This window comes from Nostoc sp. UHCC 0251, assembly GCF_034932245.1.
In the GTDB taxonomy this organism is placed as follows: Bacteria; Cyanobacteriota; Cyanobacteriia; order Cyanobacteriales; family Nostocaceae; genus Nostoc.
In genome coordinates this window covers 1-2087 of sequence record NZ_JAYGHD010000520.1, presented here as the reverse complement: position 1 = coordinate 2087, position 2087 = coordinate 1, and the positions used below count along the sequence as shown (strand labels likewise).

Genomic DNA, 2087 nt, shown 5'->3' with positions numbered 1-2087 from the left:
TAAAAAACAAAGGCAATAGTGACTATGTTGCAATTTAAATGCCGATTAGCTTATTCTACAGCCATACTCGCTAAAGTTGCGGTGATGATTGAGAGCGATCGCCCTGCTCAAGTCTGGTTTAGTTGGGTTAAGCTCTACTGCAATGACCGGACGAATCCCGGCTTGTACCATCCCCGCTTCAATCCCGCCGCCACCCGCGAAAAGTACTACAGCGATCGGGGCATCATCTGGCAGAACTGGTTTTATTTTTGTGTTATCAAAATTTTTGCAGACATCTAATTTTGGTGATGTCTTTTTGGATTTCGCTTTTTTGATAAAGGCGATAATATCTTCCCTAGCCCCCTGCTGTTGCATTAGACGAATCATGTGGACAGCACCAGGGGGAATTGAGCCTATACTTCGTCCTTTCCATACTCCATTAACTCGTTCTTCCCAGTTAAAACCCCATCGCCACTGAATCGGGTTGTCTGGGTCACGTTGTCCTATAACTCGTGGGTAAAAAACTATTGAGCCATCAAGTAGCTTTTTCTTTTCGAGATACGGATAGAGGCATCCTTGGCTATGCAGTTGTGAAGCTCTAAGGTCGTCCTCTAAGAATTTTTCGGGTATTGCAGATAACTCAAATATTACTGATTTAGTCATGCAGCCACCTCCATGACCAAATCATCGGGTACTTCAAATATCCCCAATCGCCCAATGTAAGGAATCGGTGTAATCTCGCGCGGATTCTCCAGATGCCAATGGTATTGCCCAGCCATCCCCCAGCCAGATGCAACTTGTGAGAACTTGCAATCTACTATTGTGACAATGCCAATAACTTGGCCGCGACGTAGAGAGATTAACTCTGGGATTACTACCCCCATGCTTTGGCAAAATTCTCTCGCTAGCTGGTACTCTTTCTTGGTACAGGTTTTTGCAGCCTGAATCAGAATGTCGCCGCGATAATGAATGGGCCAACCACGGTTTTCAATATCCTTAAGAGCATAAATAATTGCCCATGCCCAAGGCTGACGGACAGATAGCGCTTTCATCTGTTTTAAAACTCCAGCAATTGAACGTAAGCGTCTAATGCCGCGATCGCTGGATGTGGATGTGGCTGTGAACGCAGTCCGTTGCAGATTGTGGCGATAGTCCCAAGTTCTGTAAAGCTGAAGCTGATACTAGACTGTCGAGCTGCACAGTGCTGAATAATCGTCAGTAGCACAAAATTCAACAATTGAATTGTAAAATCACGTCGATTAGCTAAATGTGTTTCTAAGTTCTCAGTAATAATTTGGCGACAAGCAGTAAGAGAATTGCACTTTTCAACATCTGGTAAAATTCGGAGCTTGAACTTGTAATCGCGCTCAGTAGATAAACATTCATCAGGGGCAAGAGTTGCCCATTTATGAAAGAGTTGTTGGATAGTTGTACTCATAAAGTCTGTAGCTGTGAGTTTCTGCGAGAATAGAAAGAGGAAGGAGGGATTATGACAAACGCTTTTCCACCGGAAGATATCAGTGCAAGGTTTGATAATATTGATACTCGTCTAGAAGAGATAGGTGACGAACTGGATTTGCTGAGGACAGTACAAAATGCTAACAGGCGGGAAACAAGGGGTAACTCGCAAACCATTGCTAGGTTAGAGCGTACCATTAGGGAACTGGCTGACATTGCACGCCTCCATCAGGAAGGATTACGTGCTGCTCAAAGAGATGCTGAACGTGACCGTCAAACTATAAGGGAAACTGAAATTCAAGCTGACCGCGATCGAGAAGTTTTGCTTGCTTCCTTGCTTCAAGCAGAGCGCGACCGTCAAGCTTTTCAAGAAGAAATCCGCAGAATTTGGGAGTATTTACGTGACCGAAATGGTGGCAGTAGCACACCAAATTAATTAACTCCATCCCGTTTACCTGGCCAAGTTCAAAAATTTCGAGGTCGATAAATCGCATAACATGGTCGCAGTGCCGAGCTTACCGTAAAGGCGATTTTTCTCAACAATCAACTCGATAGTGCGATCGCTTGGGTCTTTTGTGTAGACAGCATCGCGGTAGGGAGCAACGCGATTTGGTGAGATCGGGCAAAAAAGCTGCGATCGCTAAAAATTA

At 44.7% G+C, this 2087-nt stretch carries 4 protein-coding genes; 1 reads left to right on the top strand and 3 read right to left on the bottom strand.

Annotated elements, in window-relative coordinates; translation table 11 throughout:
* Positions 1-45 precede the first annotated feature (45 nt).
* The 3 genes from VB740_RS36515 to VB740_RS36505 are packed head-to-tail and all read right to left on the bottom strand — an operon-like array spanning position 46 to position 1417.
* Entirely contained in the window at positions 46-642 is a 597-nt protein-coding gene (locus VB740_RS36515; RefSeq protein ID WP_323204681.1) for a hypothetical protein, read from the bottom strand.
* Positions 639-1031 carry an ASCH domain-containing protein gene (locus VB740_RS36510; RefSeq protein ID WP_323204680.1) on the bottom strand — a complete coding sequence of 131 codons (393 nt, stop codon included), beginning with the start codon at positions 1029-1031 and terminating at the stop codon, positions 639-641. The genes VB740_RS36515 and VB740_RS36510 overlap by 4 nt, the downstream gene beginning before the upstream one ends.
* A 5-nt stretch (positions 1032-1036) precedes the next feature.
* Entirely contained in the window at positions 1037-1417 is a 381-nt protein-coding gene (locus VB740_RS36505; protein WP_323204679.1) for a hypothetical protein, read from the bottom strand.
* 51 nt (positions 1418-1468) lie between these two features.
* Here VB740_RS36505 and VB740_RS36500 point away from each other — a divergent pair, with 51 nt between their 5' ends.
* Positions 1469-1873 (top strand): hypothetical protein, encoded by a 405-nt coding sequence (locus VB740_RS36500; protein WP_152592082.1) that lies wholly within the window; start codon positions 1469-1471, stop codon positions 1871-1873.
* The last annotated feature ends 214 nt before the right edge of the window (positions 1874-2087 follow it).

Coding starts and splice junctions, on each gene's coding strand:
- VB740_RS36515 (WP_323204681.1), bottom strand. CDS start 642: ATGACTAAATCAGTAATATTTGAGTTATCTGCAATACCCGAAAAATTC.
- VB740_RS36510 (WP_323204680.1), bottom strand. CDS start 1,031: ATGAAAGCGCTATCTGTCCGTCAGCCTTGGGCATGGGCAATTATTTAT.
- VB740_RS36505 (WP_323204679.1), bottom strand. CDS start 1,417: ATGAGTACAACTATCCAACAACTCTTTCATAAATGGGCAACTCTTGCC.
- VB740_RS36500 (WP_152592082.1), top strand. CDS start 1,469: ATGACAAACGCTTTTCCACCGGAAGATATCAGTGCAAGGTTTGATAAT.